Below are 17,986 nucleotides of genomic sequence, written 5' to 3'. Positions count from 1 at the left end.
AACCGCCCCCGCGAAACCCTCAACTGGCGCACCCCCACCGAAAAACTCAACGAGTTCCTCACCAGCACCGATGCAACCACCCCTTGACTCCAAGCTGGGCATGGGTTGTCGTGCAAGGTCTACTGCGTCGGGGAGACCTTGCAGCTTTCTTCCTGCCGGGAGGCGGAAAGGGCTGCAAGATCGGCGCGGGGGTGAAAAGTCGTGCAAGATCCGCGGGGGTGAAAAGTCGTGCAAGATCCGCGGGCGGCGGAGGCGGGGAGGCGGGGCGGGGAGGCGGAGGCGGGGAGGCGGAGGCGGGGAGAGCTCGCTGCCGGTCAGCGGAGTGTTGACAGGGTTGCGGTCACCCGGGCCTGGAGCGCCGGTGGGAGTGGGGCGTATCCGGCCTGTTCGGCGGCCCTCTGCCCGGACTCCCCGGCCGCGTAGACGAGGAAGCTCCGGGCCACGTCGGAGATCGTGTTCCGGCAGACCAGCTCGTAGGTGACCTGGACTATCGGATAGGCGCCGGCCGTCGCCGCGGTGTAGTCGATCTCCAGGCGCAGGTCCTCGGTCACTTGGGCGGCGGCGATCGACTGGGCGGCCGCCCAGTCGGCGGGCTGGGCGTAGCTGCCGTCGGCAGTGCCGACCCGGACCGTCGGCAGATCGGTGACCCGGGCGTACGACGACTCGACGTAACCGATCGCACCATCGGTCCGGGTGATCGCGGCGGCCACCCGGTGACTGCCGCGCTGTCCGAGCCCGCCGGGTAGTGGCCAGTCGCTGCCGGCGCCGTGTGTCCAGTCGGACGGGGCGGCCGCGGTCAGATAGCGCAGGAAGTTGGCGGTGGTGCCGGAGCCGTCCGCGCGGTGCACGATGCTGATCTTCGTGGACGGCAGGACGACGCCGGGGTTGTCGGTGGCGATGGCCTTGTCGTTCCAGGTGGTGACGGTTCCGCTGAAGATCTTGGCGATGGTGGGCGGGGTCAGGCGGAGGTCGCCCACTCCGGCGACGTTGTAGGCGAGCGCGATCGGGCCCACCACCAGGGGCAGATGGACCACCGGCCCGCCGCAGCGGGTGGCGGCGCTGCGCAGGTCGGCGGCGCTCAGCGGGGTGTCGGTGCCGGCGAAGTCGCCGGTTCCCTCGATGAACGATTTCACTCCGGCGCCGGATCCGGTGCTCGTGTAGGCGACAGCGGCGTCGGCGCAGGCGATCTGGTAGGCCTTGATCCAGGCGTTGATCGCGTTCGTCTGGGCCGAGGACCCCTGGCCGGACACCGACCCGGAGGCGCAGGCGATCGGGGTCTCCGGCTCGGCGGGCTGGTCGCAGGCGGTCAGGGCCAGCAAAAGCGATGCGGCCAGAACCAGGCGGAGCCTCGCGGTCAGGGCCTGGAGGGGCCTCGCGGTCAGGGCCTGGAGGGGCCTCGCGGTCAGGGCCTGGAGGGGCCTCGCGGTCAGGGCCTGGAGGAGCGACGCGGCCAGGGCCAGCAGGAGCCTCGCGACGGCGGCTGGAGCTCGCAGCCTCATACCTTCTTACCTCTCAACGGAAACTCACGAGACCGGCCAGCCGAAGACCACGAACGAACGCGGAACGGGCCGGACGACGGCGAGAGGCCGCCGGTTCGGCGCCCGGCGGCGGGGCTTGGGATGGGCGCGGAAGCGAAGGGCGCCTGGATGCCTCATCGGTATTCGGCCAGGCGTGGGCGTACCGACAAAGGAAGAAGCGTCAGCACCGTCAACAGGAAGAGGGCCGGCAGCCAGGACCAACCGGTCAGGGTGGTCTCCGCGGCGCGCAGCGACCGGTCGAAGTCCCGCCGCCGGGTCTCGGCGGCGGTGGCGACCGACGCGTCGAAGTAGGCGAAGTCGAAGGCCGCGTCGCCGCGCCGGATTCCGGTGAGCAGACGCACCGCCTCGTCGGTCTGGCCGCTGTCCGCGAGGCTGACGATCCGCTGGTGAACGGCCTGATAAGCGGCCCATCGATCGGCAGCGGCGGATCCGGCGAGCACAGCCAGGCCGCCGCGGGCCGAGGCCGCATCAGACGCCGGGACCCCCGCGGTTCCGAAGAGAAAGGGTGAGCGGTAGCAGGACAGGTCGCCGGTCAGGCAGGCCGACTTGGCGGTGAAGTCGTCGCGGTAGTAGGACAGGTTGGCCGATACCAGGTACCGGCCTGTGTCGGCGGCGGCGTCGTAACCGAGCGCCCGCAGTTCGGAGAGGGCCAGATACGGCCCGAGCCCGGCGTCGCGGCCCGCGGCGAGCTGCCGGGACTGTAGTTGCAGCACGATCGTGGCGGCGGTCAGCAGCAGCAGGCTGAGCGCGGTCGCGGCGAGCAGCGCCGGGTTCCAGAAGCGGCGGAAGCGGCGGGCCAGCCACACCTGGAGGACGATCAGGAGCGCGACGAGGCTGCCGCCGAGCAGGACGGCGACGGCGGTTCCGGTGGTTTCGGTGGCGGTTTTCCGGGCGTACGCGTCATCCAGGCTCTGTTGACTCTGTTCCCGCAACAGCTGGGCGTCCGGCAGCAACCGCTGGTGCAGCAGGTTGGTGGCCTGTGTCCAGTAGCCGATCCGGTCGGACGCGGCCGACGCGGCGAGGGCCTGACCGACCCGCTGGCGGTAGACGGCCAGCCCGTCCATCAGCCGGAGGGTGACCGCGCTGTCCGCGGTCGACTGCTGCAGGTCCCGGTCGGCCTGGTAGCCGCGGTCCCGGTAGACGCCGAGCGCGTCGATCCGGCTGCTCGCCGACTCGTCGCTGTCGCCAGCCAGCAGGATCCGGGTGACCTGGGCGTCCAGGTCGCTGAGGACGAAGTACAGGTCGGCGGCGGTGGCGGCCTGCGGAGCCGCCTCCCGGCCGATGACCCGCACCTGGTCGCGGACGCTGATCATGACGAGGGTCAGGGCGATCAGCAGTACGGCGGCCACGGCCGCGGTGACGGTGGTGAACAAACGCAGGAGTCCGGGTGTGTCGCGCCGGAGTTCTATCGCGGGCACGCCGTCACGGTAGGCCATTAGCGCAATTCCGGGACAGCGCGCCCGCTCGTTTCCTATTCGTTCATAAACCGTTTATCTACCGGCCGTGAGCTGGAAAGATGCGCTTGTCGGGGTGCAGTGACGAGGGCAGCTCAATGGTGATCCACTCATTGTTGTCGGCCACCCCCGCGGTCCGTCCGCTGGAGAACGGGAAGTTGTTGTCGTTCAATACCGCGACGGTCTTCTCGTTCAGGATGACCACGTCCTCGATGGTCTGGAACGGGAAGGTGAAGGTGGCCCCGAAGCCGCCGACCTTACGCGGGTTCGCGATGTTCATCAGGTCGACGAGCAGGGTCTTGTCGAGCAGCCCGTCTCGGTTCCGGTCGCGGGTGTCGGCGATGTAGAGGCGCTTGATCACGGCGGTGGCGCCCTGGCCGCCGTCGCGCTCGATGATCAGGAACCGGTTCCGGTCGATCGCGATGGCGTCGCCGATGGCCAGGTTCGGGGCGCCGAGGCGGTAGACGTACCGCTTGCCGGTGTATTTGCCGGTCCGCGTGTCGAACTCGTTGAGCCGCAGGTCGCCGGCAGTGTCCCCGGTGACCGAGCCCTCCAGCAGGGCGTAGAGGTAGCGGCCGTCGGGCGACTCGGCCAGGCCCTCGAAGCCCTTGCTGCTGCCCAGGTTGGCGGTGGTCCCGGTACGGATGGCGGTCTCTGGCGCGGTCACGCCGTCCAGCGGCACCGGCGCCGACAACAGGCGCCCGGCCCGATCGAAGTGCAGCAGGTAGGGGCCGAACTCGTCACCGATCCAGTAGCCGCCGGCGGTGTCCTTGACGATCGACTCGACGTCGAAGTCGGCACCGGTGAGCACCCGGTCGGCGCGGGTCAGCTTCCACGGCACCAGGCCGTTCGGGTCGGTCAGGTTAACACCGCCGAGCACGTCCACCTGCCTGTCGGCGAACGACGGCGCGAGCCGCTGGACCCGCAGCAGGAAGTCGCCGGAGTTGGCCTGGTTGCCGTAGCCGTTGTCGGAGAGCACGTCGAAGGTGCCGTCGCCGTTGTTGACGATCCCGGAGAAACCCTGGACCGGCTGGTCGGCGAAGGGCACGGCGTGCCCGTTGGTGTTGCCGGTGACGAGCGCGCCGGACGGCTCGCTGCCGGGCACGAAGGTGGCCGCGGGAAGGGACGCGAACCCGGTCAGGGTCGGCACGGTGACCTTGGCGTGGTCGCCGGCCTGGACCCCGCCGGCCAGCGTCAGGGTGAGCGCCAGCGCCAGCGATCCGCTGTAGACGATCTTTCGCATGTGCCCGGACCTTAGGAGACCGGGGTGAACCGTGGCCGACTCTCCGATGGCGTCAGGCCCTCACTTTCCCGGACGGCGTGGGCGCGGAGGCCGTCTCGTGCCGCGGCAACGACAGCGGGTCGGGCAGGTCGTGCGTGGCGCTCAGACCGTCGGCGTGCCGGTTCAGGCGGCCCTCGGCGACCAGGTCGGCGATCAGCGCGGTGAGCCGGGCGTCCAGTTCGGGTGATCGCCGGGCCGCCCAGCCGAAGAGCTTGCCGGTCGCGGCGAGCAGACCGTCCACGTCGATCGCGCCGGCGTCGGCGACCAGGTGCTCGATCGCCACCCGCAGCTCCGAGCCGGCGATCTGGTCGGCCTTGCGGGCCACCCCCTCGGTGCGCAGCCGGACCGCCGGCACCAGTTGCCCGGGGTCGCCGAGGAAGTCGTCCGCCCAGGTCACGTCGCCCTTCGCGGCCAGCTTCGCGATCGCCGCGTCGATGGCGGTCCGGGCCTGCTTGGTGATCCGGGTGATCGCCCACTCGTCGCGCATCCGCTGGAGGGCGATGCTGATGTGCACCGGCCCCTCGACGGCGGCGATCCGGCGGACCGCGTCGGCGATCCGGCGGGCGGTGTCCGGCGAGGCCAGGTTCGCGCCGTCGGGCAGGGCGGTGAGCTTGGCCTTCCGGTACGGGTGGGCCCACTCCTCCGGGCCGTGCGCCAGCGGGACCGGCTTCATGACCTTCTTGGCCCGGGTCCGCTTGGGCGCGGCCGGCGCGGCAGGGGTGGACTCCACAACCGGCACGGACTCCACAACCGGCGTCGGCGTGAATTCGGGTGAGACGAAGACCGGCTGGGCGATCGGCAGTCCTTCGACGGCCGCGGCGCGGGCCGCCTCGGCACGTTCCACATCGGCCCGGGTGAGCCGCTCGAAGGTGGCCGGCACGACCCGCGGCTCGTCGAAGTCGTCGAACTCGGCCACGGTCTCGACGATCGTCTCGGTCCGGGTGACCCGCTCGAAGATCGCCGCCCGCACCCGTGGCTGCTCCTCTTCCTCCTCGGCCGCCTCGGTCCAGGTCTCCGGCTCGTCCTCGGCGACCGCCAGGCCGGCGCCGAAAGCGGCCGGCGCGGCCGCCCAGGTCTCCGGCTCCTCCTCCGGGGCCGCGAGGCCGGCGTCGATCTCCGCGGGCGGGGCCGTCCAGGTCTCCGGCTCCTCCTCTTCGACCATCTGCTGGGGTACGGCCTCCGCCGCCGACTCTTCGACGACGTGTTCCGCCACGTCCTCCACACCGGACAGGTAGGCGTCCACCTCGTCGTCGAGCTCACCCAGCGAGTCGACCGGGACGACGTCCTCCTCCTCGACGGATTCGGCGGACTCGAAATCCTCGACCGGTTCGAAAGCCTCGACCGGTTCGAAGGACTCAACCGGTTCGAAGGACTCAACCGGTTCGAAGGACTCGACCGGCCCGACCGTGGCGTACCCGTCCTCGGTCTGCACCAGCGTGACCGGCTCCCGCTGCTCCCCCTCGGGGATCGTGGAGACCTCCAGCTCGGCGGCCTGCTCCTCGGGCGGGAACTCGGCGAGCGCCTCGTCGATGGCCGCGCGCAGCCGTTGTTCCTCGTGTTCCCGGTCCAGGTACCAGGCGGTGCCCCAGACCCGGTGCAGTTTCCAGCCGAGCCCTTCGAGGATCTGTTCCCGCAGCCGGTCCCGGTCGCGGGCGGCGGGCGCCGAGTCGTAGCTGGTGCCGTCGCACCCGATGCCGAGGGCGAACGGGGCGTTGCGCCGGGCCGAACGGCGGACCGCCAGGTCGATCCGGAAGGCCCCGGTGCCGACCCGGGAACGCACCCGGTAACCCCAGGCACGGATCACGTCGCGGACCGAGTCCTCGAACGGCGTCTGCACATCGGGCCGGCTGTCGTCTAGCCCGAGCGCCGCCTCGCCGCGGGTCGCGTAGTCCAGATAGGCGGCGAGCGGCCGCAACTCCTCGGTCTCCGGCAGGTCCCGTCCGCGGATCGTGGAGATGACCTCGACCCGGCGGGCGGCGCGGGTGGTGGCGACGTTGAGCCGCCGCCAGCCGTCCGGGCCGGCCAGCCCGCCCAGGTCCTCGCTGATGGCCAGCAGGATCACGTCCCGCTCGTCGCCCTGCACGGTGTCCAGGTCCTTGACGAAGAACCCGCGCAGCCGGTCGTCCTCCGGCGGCACGACCATGTCGGCGACCGCCGCCTCGATCCGCATCGCCAGTTCGGGGGTGCAGGCGATGACGCCGAGGCTGAGTTCGGGCCGGGTGACGAAGTGGTGGGCGACCCGCCCGGCGACCAGGTCGGCCAGCCCGGCGTCGCCGTTCTCCGCGATGGCCGGGAACAGCTGCACCCCGGTGTCCGGGCCGGCCGGCCCGGCGGGCGGGAAGGTGCTGAGCGTCCCCTGGTAGAAGGTGTGGTTGGCGAACGCGATCAGCGACTCGTGCCGGCTGCGGTAGTGGGTGGTCAGGTCGAGCACCGGGAACGCCGCGCAGCCGATCGCCAGGTCCAGCACGGACCGGCCCTCCCCCGGCGTCGGCAGGGCGGTGAGCTGCCGGTCGTCGCCGACCACCACGAACGACGCGCCGCGGTAGATGCAGGTGATGGCGTCCGGGACGGGCACCCGGGAGGCCTCGTCGATGATCACCACGTCGAAGGTGAGGTCGGCCGGCACCAGGCGGCTCACGTCGGCCGGCACGGTCAGGAAACACGGCTTGACCGCGAGGGTGGCGTGCCGGGTCCGGCCGATCAGCTCACTGACCGGCAGTTTGCGGCCGGTCTGGGCGGCCGACGACCGGAGCAGCGCGGCCTCGGCGGCGGCGGTGCCGGACGGCTGCATCTCGTCGACGGCGTTCATCACGTCGGCGCACGCGGCCCGCTGGAGCCGGGCGTCCCAGGTCCGGAAGTCCTCGACGAGCCGGTCGCGGGCGACGGCGTCCAGCGGTGGGAGCCGGTCGTCCTCGCGGATCACGGTGTCCGCCCACGACTGGAACAGGGCCCGGCCGAGGACCGGCAGGATCTGCTCGACCGCCAGGTCCTCGCGGGCGCAGAAGTCGACCGCCGCGTCCAGGCCGTGGTCGGCGAGAACGGTGCGGGCCGCCTGGTAGTCGAACCACTCCTGCTGGCCCTTGCCGTCCTCGAGCAGCGCCTGGATGAGCTGCCGGGCGTGCTCGTAGTCGTCGAGGGCGCCGGTGAGCTGGGCGTGCCGGCGGGGTGCGAACGCGCGCAGGATCCAGTCGCGGGCGGCCTGCCACTCGGCGACCCGGGACGGCAGCGTGTCGGTGGGCCGGGACTTGCCGAGGGCCTCTACCTGGTCGGCGGTGAGCGCGGTGTCCACGCCGACCCGGATGCGCCGGGCCTCCGAGGTCCAGGCCATCGCGGTGGCCAGCGCCTCCACGTCGGTCTGGGTGCCGCGGTACGCGTTGCCGAGCACCTTGGCGTACTCGCCGGCGTTGGCGGCCAGCGCCGCGGCGGCGTCGGCGGCGCTCTCCCGGAGCAGCCCGATGGCGGCCGACTCGGCGAGCGAGAAGTCCCGTCCGGCGGCGACGCTGTACGCCTGGACCAGCTCGGCCGTGGCGGTGAGCGGTTCGACGTGCGCCCGCAGCCAGGTGACCGCGTCGTGCACCGGCCCGGCCGCGAGCTGCGGGCGCGGGGCCGGCTCGGGTGGCGGCCGCAGGGCCAGGGTCCACCTGTCGAACTCCTTGCGGGCCTCCGACACGATCCGGATGATCGCGCTGTTCGGGGTGGCCGCGCTGACCCGTTCGATGACCGCGGGCAGGGCTTCCGGCGGGGTCACCCGCATCACCTCCTCGGCGGTGCCGAGGGCGTTGCGGATCGCCTCGAAGTCGGTGTCCATCCGCTGCCAGTGACGACCGAGGACCCGGGCGTGCTCGCGCTCGGTCTCGTCGAGCTCGGTGAGCGCCTTCTTCCAGGCGGCCGCGGCGGCCAGGTTGGCCACGGCCTGCTTGCGTTTCACGTCCGGCCGGGCGATCTCGGCGGCCGCCTTCTTGTCCCGCCGGTACGGCGCCCGCAGCTTCTTCAGCCCCTTGTGCACGCTGGCGAACCGGTCGGCCAGCTCGTCCACCGGGTGGGCGAGCGCGCCCTCGTTGAAGTGCTCGCGGGCCTTGTCCTCGGCGGCCTTGACCACCTCGACGGCCCGCTGGAGCAGCCGGGCGGCGGTGTGCGCGGCGGCCATCCCGGCGGCGTCGAACCAGCCGGACTCCGGTTTGTCGGCCCGGGACAGCAGGTCGACGATGGCCGCGACCCGGCTGATGTCGGAGAACGCGACCACGTTGGGCAGGCCGAGCCGGGCGGTGACCCGGTCCAGGCTGTGCTGGTGCTGTTCCAGCCGGTCGGCCTCGTCGGCGAACCGGCGGGCCAGGCCGCGGGCCTGCGCGGCGGTCAGCGGCAGCAGCTCCACGGCCGGCGGGTCGAGGTGCACCAGGCTCGGCACGATCGGCAGTTTGCCCGGGGTGGGCAGCGCCGACCAGGTGACCCCGGCCCGGGACCGGACCGCGTCCTCGGCCTGGTGCAGCGACTTGAGGTGGCGCAGCAGGCCCTCGGCGGCGCGGGCCACCGGTTCCAGGCTGTCCAGGGTGAGCCATTCGTCGGCGGCCTCCGGCGGGCGCCGGGCGGCGTGCCCGATCAGCGTGGTCAGGGCGATCGCGTCGGGCAGGTGCCGGGCCCGGAACGCGGCGGCGAGCGCGTCGTCACCGGCCGCCTCGACGAGGTGTTCCAGCGCGGTCTGGGCCTGGTGCAGACGGGCGTCGAGCCGGTTGCGGTCGGCGACGTCACGCCACAGGAAGGCGTCGCCCTGCACGGCCGGGCGCCAGGCGCGGCCGAGGCGTTCGGCGGCGTCGCGGACCTTCTGCAGCGACTGGGTGGTCAGCGGGATCGGCAGGACCGGCGGCACCGGGGCGGCCGGCACGTCGGTCATCTGCGCGCACATGCCCAGCACGTCGTGCAGCCGGTGGCCGAGCGGCTCGCGGACCTCGTTCATCGCCTCGGCGTACGCGTTCAGCCGTTCCCGGTGTTCGCGCAGCTCCTGGCGTTCGTCGGTGGAGAGGCTGGGCGGCGGCAGCGGGATGAAGTCGAGGGCGGCGGCCAGGGTGGCCGCCACGTGGTCGCGCCCGGTCTGGTCGGTGTGCAGTTCGAGCAGGTAGTCGTCGAGCCCGGCGTGGGCCAGCCGGTCCCGGACCACGTCGAGGGAGGCGGCCTTCTCGGAGACGAGCAGGACCCGCTTACCGGCGAAGATCAGCGCGGCGATCATGTTGGCGACGGTCTGCGACTTGCCGGTGCCGGGCGCCCCGCGCATCACGAAGCTGCGCCCGGCCAGCGCGGCCGCGACGCAGGAACGCTGGGCCGCGTCTGCGTCCAGCACGAGCGGGATGTCGTCGGGCGAGGCCACGTCGTCGATGCGGCGGGCGCTGATCGGCTCGAACTTGAACGCGTCGATCTGGGAGCGGGCCTCGGTGGCCAGCGCGCGGACCACCGGGTGGGCGAGGATCTGCCGCTCGTTGTCGACCAGGTCCCGGTAGACGACCTCACGGTGCACGGTGAACCGGGACAGCAGGATCGCCTCGTCGGTACGCCACTCCGGGTGGTCGCCGATCGCCGCGTCCAGGCGGGCCCAGAACACGGTGACGTCCAGCCCGGTCAGGCCCTCCACGACCGGCAGCTCGACGCCGTGCGACTTGAGCCGCACGGCGAGGGCCGGGTTGACCAGCGGGTCGTCCGGGCGGGCCCGCAGCCGCGGGTAGTCCAGCGGATCGGAGTCGACCAGGTCTACCGGGAGGAGCAGGATCGGGCTGGCGTACTCCTGCTGGTCGTCCTTCCAGTGCAGCGTGCCGAGCGCCAGGTAGAGCGCGGAGATGCCGTATTCGAGCTGGTCGCGATGGTCGGTGCGGCGCAGCGCGCGCAGCGTGGCGTCCATCTCGGCGTCGGTCATGTGGGTCTGGAACACGCTGGCGGTCCGCGGGCGCGGGCCCTCCTCCTGCTCCTCGACGCCGAGGAACCCGCACTCGCGGCCCTGTTGCAACGCCTCCAGCACGCCACGCGGCGACGGGCTGTCGATCGCCACCATCCCGGGGCCCCACGGGTCCGCGTGGATGAGCGGGTTGGAGGCGGTGAGGTCGAGCAGACCGGCACGCCAGCTTTCGAGCACTCCCCGGACACGCGCATCCGGCCGCCCGGTCAACCCGTCAGCTTCATCCCACCGCATTCGCCCATTCCAGCAAGGCGAGGTGGGTCACCGTGGTGGTTTTCCGGGTTAATCCGACGTTTCTGGTGCAGAAAGGGGCCCGGGAGGGGTCAGTCCCAGGCCGGGACCCACCATGACCAGCCTGCCGGGGCCAGCGGCCAGGCCGGGTCCGGGCGCCAGCCCTCCGGCGGGTACCAGCCGTCCGGCGGGAGCGGCCAGCCCGGCGGCACCACGAACCGGATGCCTGTCGGCGCGGACGGGATCGGCGGGTGCTGGTTGCCCTCGGCCGGGGCCGGCGAGACCGGGGACAGGCCGGCCAGGGCGCCCGAGTTCGCCTTCACCACGGCGGCGAGCGCCGGAATGACCGTGGTCTCGGCGATCGCCAGCTGCTCCGCCTCGGAGTACGGCGCCGGGCTGACCGGGCGGGCGCCTGCCGACGGGTCGGTGAGCAGCGTGCCCGGCCCCTCGGTCTGGTGGACCGGGGTGGTGGCCGGCGGTTCGAAACGGCTGCCGGACACGTACGGCGTGGGGTAGCTGCCGGCGTTCCAGGCCGGCGGGCTCACGTTGTTCCACGCCGGGGCGACCGCCGGCGGGCTCACGTTGTTCCAGGCCGGGTCGACGGCCGGCGGGCTCACGTTGTTCCAGGCCGGCGATCCGGACGGGACCGCGGGCGAGCCGGGAGCCCCGGACGGAACGGCCGGGGAGCCGGGAGCGCCGGAGGGGGAAGCCGGGGAGCCGGTGGGCGGCGCCGGGACGCCCGGTGAGACCGGGTTGACCGGCAGGGTGGACGGCGGCAGCGGGGCCACCGCGGGCATGGCCGACGGCGGCGACGCCCAGCTGGGCAGCGCGTCGGCCGGGGTCACCCAGTTCGGCACCAGGCCGCCGGAGGCCGGGCCGCCGGTCATCAGGCCGCCCGGCATGCTCATGCCGGGCACCGCCGAGGCGCCGGCCGCGGCCGGGGCGAGCGGGGGTGATGCGAGCGGGGAGGACGGCGCGAGCGGGGGCGACGGCGACACCGGGGTGGGACCCGGCGTGGCCGGTCCCGTGCTGGCCACGCCGGGGGCCGGGACGCTCGCCGTGCCACGGCCGGCCGACGGCGCGGCGGCCGGGCGGCTCGGACCGGCCTGCCAGCTCTCCGGCAGGTCCTGGACGCGGGCGATGTAGAGCATGACCTCGGTCTTGCCGCCGTGGCCCTTGATCATGGCGCGGGCCGCGGTGACCAGGCCCCGCTCGGCCAGGTGCCGCAGCACCGGGGACAGCTCGCCGCTCATCTTGGGGCTGAGGTCGCCGACCCGGGCGTCGCCGATGCGCACCTCGACCAGGTGGTCGGCCATCTCGTGCAGGGTCACGTAGACCCAGCACTCGCCCTCCGGGCGCAGCAGCGGGACCAGCACGTCCAGGGCCTGCTGCTGGCCGACGACCTGCACGGCCGAGCCGGACGGCAGCAGCCGGTGCTCCTGGACCGGGGCCGCGTTCACCGGGACCAGCATGTGCGGCTCGGCCAGGTCGAGCCGGATGGTCCCGTCGAAGGTGGCCGGGCGGCCGTCGGCGGCGCTCCACTCGCGGCCGGTGATCCGGGCGTTGACCTCGGGCAGCAGGCCGCGGCCGTGCAGGGCGGTGAGGACGGCGGTGTACCGGGCGGCCTCCGGGCGGGGCAGGTGCCCGAGCAGGCTGTTGCCGGACCAGACCCCGACGGCGTTGCGGTCGTGACGGTTGTTGCGGTCGGGTATGAGCTGGACGGCGATGTTTATGTCGGTTCCGCGGGGGTCGAAGTCGCTACCGAAGAGGGCACGTATCGCCTTCGCGTAGTGCGTCTCGCCGACCACCTCGGCACTAGCCCAGCCCGCTTGTCCCCAGAGGGGGAACCGATTCGCCACACGGGAACGCTAGTGTCTGCTTTCCGTCAGTCACCTCACCCGTACGGACGAGGGCGATCATCCGTACGTTCCGTATCCGGTCCGCTCGCGAGAGCTACTGAGTTACCGTTCAGTTCCAGGCGATACCCGGCGACCCGTACGAAAAGGTCGCCGAGCGAACCTTAATCCCTGGTTAACGCAGCTTGACCACCATCTTGCCGGTGTTCTCGCCGCGAAGCAGGCCGAGGAAGGCCTCCGGCGCGTTCTCGATGCCCTCGACGACCGTCTCGCGCGCGGTGATCTGCCCGGCGCGGAGCCAGCCGCCGACCTCGGCCACGAAATCGGGCATCCGGTGCGAGTGGTTGCCGACCAGGAAGCCACGCAGATTGATCTCCTTGCCGATGGCGGAGGCCAGGTTGCGCGGCGCGGCCGGCGGAGCGGTGTCGTTGTACTGCGCGATGGCGCCGCACATGGCGATCCGGCCGTACTTGTTCAGCACACTGATCGCGGCCTCCAGGTGGTCGCCGCCGACGTTGTCGAAGTAGACGTCGATCCCGTCCGGCGCGGCCGCCTTGAGCTGGTCGCGAACCGGCGCGTCCCGGTAGTTGAAGGCCGCGTCGAAGCCCAGGTCCTCGGTCAGGTGCCGGGCCTTCTCGGCGGAGCCGGCGCTGCCGATCACCCGCTTGGCCCCGCGCAACCGGGCGATCTGGCCGACCACGCTGCCGACCGCGCCGGCCGCGCCGGAGACGAAGACCGTGTCGCCCTCGCGGAACTGGGCGATGTCGAGGAGCCCGGCGTACGCGGTGAGGCCGGTCATGCCGAGCAGTCCGAGGTACGCCGAGAGCGACGGCGCCGCGGCCGGGTCGACCACCCGGGCCCGCTCGGCGTCGACCACCGCGAACTCCCGCCAGCCCAGGCCGTGCACGACAGACGCGCCGACCGGGACGGACTCCGCGTGGGACGCGACCACCTCGCCGACCGCGCCGCCGTCCAGCGGCGCGCCCACCTGGAACGGCGGCATGTAGGACTTCACGTCGTTCATCCGGCCCCGCATGTAGGGGTCGACCGACATGTAGACGTTGCGGATCAGCACCTGCCCGGGGCCCGGCTCGGGCGTTGCCGTCTCGGCGATCTCGAACGTCTCGGCGGTGGGCCAGCCGACGGGACGGGCGGCGAGGCGGATCTCTTTCATCGGATCTCCCAACAAGTCGTCGTGGTTTCTCGACAGTACGTCGAAAAACTCGACACCGCGTTAATGTGTTCGGATGAGCACATCTCCGGGACGACGCCGTGGCCCCAGCAAGGGCGACCGCCGGGAGCGGGCGATCCTGGAGACGGCCCGGGAGCTGCTGGCTCGCAAACCGCTCGCCGACATCACCATCGACGAGCTGGCCGCCGGGGCCGAGATCTCCCGGTCCAGCTTCTACTTCTACTTCGACTCCAAGCTGTCGGTGCTGGTGGCGCTCCTGCACGGGATGGCCGGCGAGCTCGGCCGCGACGCCGGCCCCTGGCTGGACGGCGCCGGGCCGGACGCGGCGGCGCTGCGCGAGGCGCTCACCCCGCTGGCCCGGCTCTGGCGCGAGCACGGCCGCATGCTGGCCGGGGCGCTGGCCGCCGCGCCCGGCTGCCCGCCGCTCGCACAGTGGCGCGAGGAGCTGCGCTCGGCCCACGTGGACCGGCTCGCGATGCGGATCAGCCGGGACCGGGCGGCCGGCCTGGCGCCGGACGGCCCGGCGCCGCGGGTGCTGGCCCGCCTGATCGACGACCTGCGCACGGCTGCCCTGGCCGGCAGCGCCGACCCGGAGGCGCTGGTCGACGATCTGGTCACGGTCGAGCTGCGGATGATCTACGCCGATTTCGCCGATCGTCACCCGGCCGGGTGATCCCGGGCGCACCCTTGGAGCATGCGTATCGGTGTCATTGGGGCAGGTCAGCTCGGCGGGACACTGGCTAGGTGGTGCGCCGAGAGCGGGCACGACGTCGCGGTCACCTCGCGGCATCCGGAGCGCCTGCGTACCGAGATGGACGGCGAGACGCTGCGGATCATGTCGATCCCGCAGGCGGCCGCCTTCGGTGATGTGGTGATCTTCAGCCCGAACTGGTCGTCCGCACACGAGGCGGTGGACCTGACCCGGGGCGTCCTCGCCGACAAGGTGGTGATCGACGCGACCAACCCGGACGTCCCGGACGACATCTCCGGCCTGGAGACGCTGATGGACTGGGCGCCCGAGGCGCACTGGGCGAAGGCGTTCAACACGGTCCCGACCGAGGTGCTGAGCCGGCGGCGCGGGCACGATCCGCTGCTCACCGAGTACGTCTGCACCGACGACCGGGAGGCCCGGCAGGCCACCTCGATGATCATCCGGGATCTCGGGTTCGCGCCGGTCTACGCCGGTGGCGCGCACGCCGCGCTGCTCACCGAGACCGGCGGGCCGCTGCAGATGCGCGAGGTGGATGTGAAGGACGCCACCGACGTGCTGGCCGAGGCCCTGACCGTCCTGCACTGACCGCCCGCACCCACCTCACCCACGCGCGACCTGGTGGACTTCCGGCACACCCGTCTCGCCGAAGTCCACCAGATCGCGACGAGCAACGGGCGCCTGGCCATCCACGTCGGCCGCCAGCCGGTTGTCGTCCGCACGCAGCCGCAACCAGGCGGCGTGCGTCTCCCAGGCCGACGGCGCGTGTGACGTTCCGATGCTGATGGTCATGACGGGGCCTCCGTGAGGATCGCGACGCTGCGGGCCCCGACTATCGGCCGGCCACCGCCGCGCTGAAGGAAACCGGCGGCACCAGCAGCACCGGGCTCTGCCCAGGCCCCGGCACACCACGGACCAGCTCGGCGAACCACCCGCGCTGCCCGGCCGCGGCGATCAGCAGACGGCCCCGCCGGGACGCCCGGCCCAGGGTGTACGGCAACTCCGGCTCAGCCACCACCAGGGGTTCCACCCGGACCCGGGGGAACCGCGCGGCCCATCCGGCGAGCAGCTCGGTCAGCTGGCGGCGCGCCTGCCGCCCGTCCTGGCCACCGCCGGGCTGCCAGACCCCCAGCGCGACCAGTCGCACCCCGGCCAGGTCGGCCTCCTCGAAGGCACGGCGCACGGCCGGCGCCGGCCCGTCCGGACCGGTGACCGCGAGCACGACCGGCCCGGTGCGCAGCCCGTTGCCCCGCTGGACCAGCAGCGGGCTGCGGCTGTGCCGGGCCAGGTAGGCGGCCGTGGAGCCCCAGCCGGGCCGGCCCGGCCCCTCGTCGCGGCGGCCGATCACCACCAGCGAGGCGGTCTCGGAGTGCTCGGCCAGGATGCCGGCCGGGCTGCCGGTGACGAGTTCGGCGCGGACCGGCAGCCAGGGCGCCCGCTGCCGGGCGCGGCGGGTGGCGGCGTCGAGCAGGCGGCGGCCGTCGGTCTCGCCGGGGACCGGGCCACGGCACCGGTAGCGGCCGGTGTACTGGCCGGGCCAGACGTGCAGGACGTTGAGGGGCACACCGCGCCGGGCCGCCTCGTCGGCGGCCAGGTCGAGGGTGACGGGGTGGGAGCGGGAGCCGTCGACGGCGGCCACCACGGGCTGTGCTTCGGAGGTCCGCATGTTCGGACGGTAGTTCCGGTGTCACCTCCGGCGTCACGGCCATTGGTCACCTTCAGGGGGACGGTTCGGCTTGCCAGTGGCCCCGGTCGCGGCTAACGTACAACCACATGGTTGTAGATACGGACGCGGTCTTCCACGCGCTGGCCGACGCGACCAGACGGGACATCCTGGCCCGGGTGATCCGGTCCGGTCAGTCCGTGTCCGAGCTGGCCCGGGCGTACCCGATGAGTTTCGCCGCCGTGCAGAAACACGTCGTGGTGCTCGAACGGGCGGCGCTGGTCAGCAAGACCAGGCGCGGACGGGAGCAGATCGTGCACGGTGAGGTCGAGGCGGTGCGCCGGGTGGCGCGGCTGCTGGACGGGTACGAACAGCTGTGGCGGCAGCGTGCCGCCGGTATCGAACGGATTCTCGAGGAGGACTCATGACCGTCATCAGCACGCAGAAGGACGTCAGCGCGCTGACGCTGACCTTCGTGGCCGAGTTCGCGGCCCCGGCCGAGCGGGTCTGGCAGGTCTGGGCCGACCCGCGCAAGCTGGAGCGCTGGTGGGGCCCGCCGACCTGGCCGGCCACCTTCGACACGTTCGAGTTCAAGCCGGGTGGCGCGGTGCGCTACCACATGACCGGCCCGGACGGGACGAAGGCGCGGGGCTGGTGGGTGATCACCGACATCGACGAGCCGCACCGGCTGGAGTTCGACGACGGGTTCGCCGACGACCAGGGCGAGCCGGCCGATCCGGAGGACATCACGCACGGCGTGGTCACGCTGGAGCCGGCCGGTGACGGCACCCGGATGACGACGGTCACCACGTTCCGCAGCGCCGAGCAGCTGGAACGGATGGCCGCGATGGGGATGGAGGAGGGCATGCGGCTGGCCATGGGCCAGATCGACGTCCTGCTCGCGGAGGGCTGAAACGCCGCACGAGGGCCTTCCGGGCGGGGTACGGTCTGAACATTATGCCGACCTGGTTGGTCCTCCTGGGAACGCTGATCGCGATGGTGTGCAGCGCGCTGGTGGCCTTCCGGCTGGGCCGCCGTCGTGCCGGGGAACCGGAGAGCGACGGCGCCGGCCGGGAGCCCGCCGAGCCGGACGGGGCGCTGCGTGAACGCGACGCCGAGATCGAACGGCTCCGAGCCGAGCTGGACACGCAGGCCGAGAACGCTCAGGCCCACCAGCGTGACCTCAACCAGCGGCTGCGGCGCCGGGCCCGGGAGGCGATCGACGACACCGCCGACGTGATCGGCGGCAAGCTCGAGGACGTGGTGGTGCAGGTCGGCGAGGCCCGGGACGCGGCGGCCGCCACCCACGAGCGGGTCACCGTCACCAGCGGCGCGGCCAACGCCCTGGTCCAGCGCGCGCACGGGGCCGGCGCGGCGGCCACCGCCCTGAACGAGAGCCTGCACCAGGTCGCCGGGATCGCCGGCGTGATCTCCGGGATCGCCTCGCAGACCCGGCTGCTGGCGCTGAACGCCACCATCGAGGCGGTCCGGGCCGGCGCCGCCGGCAGCGGGTTCGCGGTGGTCGCCGACGAGGTGAAGAGCCTGGCCGACACCACGGCCCACTCGACCGAGCAGATCACCAGCACCATCTCCGCGCTGGAATCGGACGTGGCCCAGATGCGGCAGACGCTGACCGCGATCATCTCGGACGTCGGCGACATCGAGGACGCGATGCGCCACCTGGGCGGGATCGCCGACCGGCAGCACGAGATCGTCGGACGGCTGCACCGCAGTGTGGACGCGACGATGGCCCAGATCGGCGATCTCTCCGACGTGGCCGAGCGCCTGGAACGCCGCCGCCACGACCGGCTGCGGGTGGAGGGTGTGGTCCGGCTCCAGAGCGCCACCGGGCCGCAGGTCTCGGCCGAGATGCTCGACCTCAGCTCGGACGGGCTGGGGTGCAGCGTGCCGGCTGGCGCCCGGCTGGCCGTCGGTGACCTGGTCCGGGCCGAGATCGCGGTGGACGGGCTGGCCACGGCGGCCGACGCCCGGGTCGCCCGGCGGGTCGAGCGCGGCGCCACCGTGGAGATCGGCCTCCAGTTCGAGGGCGTGCCGGAGCACATCAGGCACGAGATCAACCACTTCCTGACCCGGGTCGGCGCGGCCGGCTGACCATCCACACC

Annotated in this window: 13 protein-coding genes; 5 read left to right on the top strand and 8 right to left on the bottom strand. The window is 72.7% G+C overall.

Going from position 1 to position 17,986, the window contains the following annotated elements; genetic code table 11:
• Nucleotides 1–314: 314 nt before the first annotated feature.
• From pstS to AB0E94_RS42995, 6 genes are all read right to left on the bottom strand, one after another.
• Entirely contained in the window at nt 315–1,499 is a 1,185-nt protein-coding gene (gene pstS, locus AB0E94_RS43020) for a phosphate ABC transporter substrate-binding protein PstS (protein ID WP_360339016.1), read from the bottom strand.
• A 152-nt stretch (nt 1,500–1,651) separates the two neighbouring features.
• A complete protein-coding gene (locus AB0E94_RS43015; protein WP_360339013.1) occupies nt 1,652–2,956 on the bottom strand; it encodes a hypothetical protein in 1,305 nt (434 codons plus the stop codon).
• A 76-nt stretch (nt 2,957–3,032) separates the two neighbouring features.
• Nucleotides 3,033–4,235: an esterase-like activity of phytase family protein gene (locus AB0E94_RS43010; protein ID WP_360339010.1), complete on the bottom strand. Its 1,203-nt coding sequence runs from the start codon at nt 4,233–4,235 to the stop codon at nt 3,033–3,035.
• A 52-nt stretch (nt 4,236–4,287) separates the two neighbouring features.
• On the bottom strand, nt 4,288–10,446 hold the full coding sequence (locus tag AB0E94_RS43005; protein ID WP_360339007.1) for a DUF3320 domain-containing protein: 6,159 nt from the start codon (nt 10,444–10,446) through the stop codon (nt 4,288–4,290).
• 89 nt (nt 10,447–10,535) lie between these two features.
• Nucleotides 10,536–12,302 (bottom strand): hypothetical protein, encoded by a 1,767-nt coding sequence (locus AB0E94_RS43000; protein ID WP_360339004.1) that lies wholly within the window; start codon nt 12,300–12,302, stop codon nt 10,536–10,538.
• Nucleotides 12,303–12,474: 172 nt separating this feature from the next.
• The gene (locus AB0E94_RS42995) at nt 12,475–13,473 is read right to left on the bottom strand and encodes an NADP-dependent oxidoreductase (protein ID WP_360339001.1); all 999 of its coding nucleotides are present in this window, start codon (nt 13,471–13,473) and stop codon (nt 12,475–12,477) included.
• Nucleotides 13,474–13,546: 73 nt separating this feature from the next.
• Here AB0E94_RS42995 and AB0E94_RS42990 point away from each other — a divergent pair, with 73 nt between their 5' ends.
• Together AB0E94_RS42990 and AB0E94_RS42985 are read left to right on the top strand one after the other, a co-directional pair.
• Nucleotides 13,547–14,164 (top strand): TetR/AcrR family transcriptional regulator, encoded by a 618-nt coding sequence (locus tag AB0E94_RS42990; RefSeq protein ID WP_360338998.1) that lies wholly within the window; start codon nt 13,547–13,549, stop codon nt 14,162–14,164.
• Between the two features lie 21 nt (nt 14,165–14,185).
• Nucleotides 14,186–14,788 carry an NAD(P)-binding domain-containing protein gene (locus AB0E94_RS42985; protein WP_360338995.1) on the top strand — a complete coding sequence of 201 codons (603 nt, stop codon included), beginning with the start codon at nt 14,186–14,188 and terminating at the stop codon, nt 14,786–14,788.
• A 15-nt stretch (nt 14,789–14,803) separates the two neighbouring features.
• Here the strand turns inward: AB0E94_RS42985 and AB0E94_RS42980 are convergent, their stop codons facing one another.
• Nucleotides 14,804–14,992, bottom strand: a complete 189-nt coding sequence (locus tag AB0E94_RS42980; RefSeq protein WP_360338992.1) for a hypothetical protein — start codon at nt 14,990–14,992, stop codon at nt 14,804–14,806.
• 40 nt (nt 14,993–15,032) lie between these two features.
• On the bottom strand, nt 15,033–15,866 hold the full coding sequence (locus AB0E94_RS42975; RefSeq protein WP_360338989.1) for a universal stress protein: 834 nt from the start codon (nt 15,864–15,866) through the stop codon (nt 15,033–15,035).
• A 107-nt stretch (nt 15,867–15,973) separates the two neighbouring features.
• Between AB0E94_RS42975 and AB0E94_RS42970 the strand changes: the two genes are divergently transcribed.
• The 3 genes from AB0E94_RS42970 to AB0E94_RS42960 are packed head-to-tail and all read left to right on the top strand — an operon-like array spanning nt 15,974 to nt 17,975.
• The gene (locus AB0E94_RS42970; RefSeq protein WP_360338986.1) at nt 15,974–16,291 is read left to right on the top strand and encodes a helix-turn-helix domain-containing protein; all 318 of its coding nucleotides are present in this window, start codon (nt 15,974–15,976) and stop codon (nt 16,289–16,291) included.
• On the top strand, nt 16,288–16,776 hold the full coding sequence (locus AB0E94_RS42965; RefSeq protein WP_360338983.1) for an SRPBCC domain-containing protein: 489 nt from the start codon (nt 16,288–16,290) through the stop codon (nt 16,774–16,776). The genes AB0E94_RS42970 and AB0E94_RS42965 overlap by 4 nt, the downstream gene beginning before the upstream one ends.
• A 44-nt stretch (nt 16,777–16,820) precedes the next feature.
• On the top strand, nt 16,821–17,975 hold the full coding sequence (locus AB0E94_RS42960) for a methyl-accepting chemotaxis protein (protein ID WP_360338980.1): 1,155 nt from the start codon (nt 16,821–16,823) through the stop codon (nt 17,973–17,975).
• Nucleotides 17,976–17,986 lie beyond the last annotated feature (11 nt).

The sequence above is a fragment of the Actinoplanes sp. NPDC026670 genome, assembly GCF_040638175.1.
Taxonomy (GTDB): Bacteria; Actinomycetota; Actinomycetes; order Mycobacteriales; family Micromonosporaceae; genus Actinoplanes.
Note: the sequence above shows the minus strand (reverse complement) of the source record. Positions and strands in the feature narration are given on the sequence as shown.

Excerpts from the sequence above, each read along its gene's own strand:
- pstS (WP_360339016.1), bottom strand. The coding sequence starts at position 1,499 with ATGAGGCTGCGAGCTCCAGCCGCCGTCGCGAGGCTCCTGCTGGCCCTG.
- AB0E94_RS42995 (WP_360339001.1), bottom strand. The coding sequence starts at position 13,473 with ATGAAAGAGATCCGCCTCGCCGCCCGTCCCGTCGGCTGGCCCACCGCC.
- AB0E94_RS42970 (WP_360338986.1), top strand. The coding sequence starts at position 15,974 with ATGGTTGTAGATACGGACGCGGTCTTCCACGCGCTGGCCGACGCGACC.
- AB0E94_RS42965 (WP_360338983.1), top strand. The coding sequence starts at position 16,288 with ATGACCGTCATCAGCACGCAGAAGGACGTCAGCGCGCTGACGCTGACC.
- AB0E94_RS42975 (WP_360338989.1), bottom strand. The coding sequence starts at position 15,866 with ATGCGGACCTCCGAAGCACAGCCCGTGGTGGCCGCCGTCGACGGCTCC.
- AB0E94_RS43005 (WP_360339007.1), bottom strand. The coding sequence starts at position 10,446 with ATGCGGTGGGATGAAGCTGACGGGTTGACCGGGCGGCCGGATGCGCGT.
- AB0E94_RS42980 (WP_360338992.1), bottom strand. The coding sequence starts at position 14,992 with ATGACCATCAGCATCGGAACGTCACACGCGCCGTCGGCCTGGGAGACG.
- AB0E94_RS42960 (WP_360338980.1), top strand. The coding sequence starts at position 16,821 with ATGCCGACCTGGTTGGTCCTCCTGGGAACGCTGATCGCGATGGTGTGC.
- AB0E94_RS43010 (WP_360339010.1), bottom strand. The coding sequence starts at position 4,235 with ATGCGAAAGATCGTCTACAGCGGATCGCTGGCGCTGGCGCTCACCCTG.
- AB0E94_RS42985 (WP_360338995.1), top strand. The coding sequence starts at position 14,186 with ATGCGTATCGGTGTCATTGGGGCAGGTCAGCTCGGCGGGACACTGGCT.
- AB0E94_RS42990 (WP_360338998.1), top strand. The coding sequence starts at position 13,547 with ATGAGCACATCTCCGGGACGACGCCGTGGCCCCAGCAAGGGCGACCGC.